This is a genomic window from Streptomyces sulfonofaciens, assembly GCF_014656295.1.
Lineage (GTDB): Bacteria > Actinomycetota > Actinomycetes > Streptomycetales > Streptomycetaceae > Streptomyces > Streptomyces sulfonofaciens.
Genome location: NZ_BNCD01000093.1, coordinates 1 through 607 on the forward strand (window position 1 = coordinate 1; position 607 = coordinate 607).

The window sequence follows — 607 nt, forward strand, 5'->3', positions numbered from 1 at the left end:
CTTCATTAAATTTATAGCAATGGATATAATCCCCAAACACTTCCTGGCTTGTCTTTTTATCTTGTTTCAACAAAGGCGTGCCGCTAAAGGCGATAAAAATCGCATTAGGGAGCAGGCTTTTCATGGCGTTGTGTAATTTACCGCCTTGGGTTCTGTGGCATTCATCCACTAAAACAATCCATTCTTTTAAAACAGGTTGCTTTTTTAAATCTTCTAAGTCGTTGTCATCAAATTTATGCACAAGCGATCCGACCAAAAATTCCTTATTTTCAAACAGCACGCTCAATAAATCCTTCTTGCTGTCGGCGCGATAAATAGCCTCGCCTATTCCCAGAAACACGCCTTGAATTTGAGCGTCCAATTCCCTCCTGTCTGTAACGATTAAAATCCTTGCTTGTTTGATATTGCTTCTTAGCCATTTAGTAAGCCACACCATAGTAAGACTCTTACCGCTGCCTTGCGTGTGCCAAATAATCCCCCCTTCTTTTTTGTGGGTAAATTCTTGCGTTTTTTTAACCGCAAAATACTGATGGAATCTGGCACATTTCTTTTGCCCCTTATCAAAAATCAAAAAATCATGGATAAATTCTAAAAACCTTTCTTTTTT

At 38.7% G+C, this 607-nt stretch carries 1 protein-coding gene; it reads right to left on the reverse strand.

Annotation, left to right across the window (positions count from 1 at the left end; all coding sequences use genetic code 11):
- The coding region (locus tag IE313_RS36710) for a DEAD/DEAH box helicase family protein (protein ID WP_189939372.1) at window positions 1-607 on the reverse strand (607 nt) is incomplete at both ends.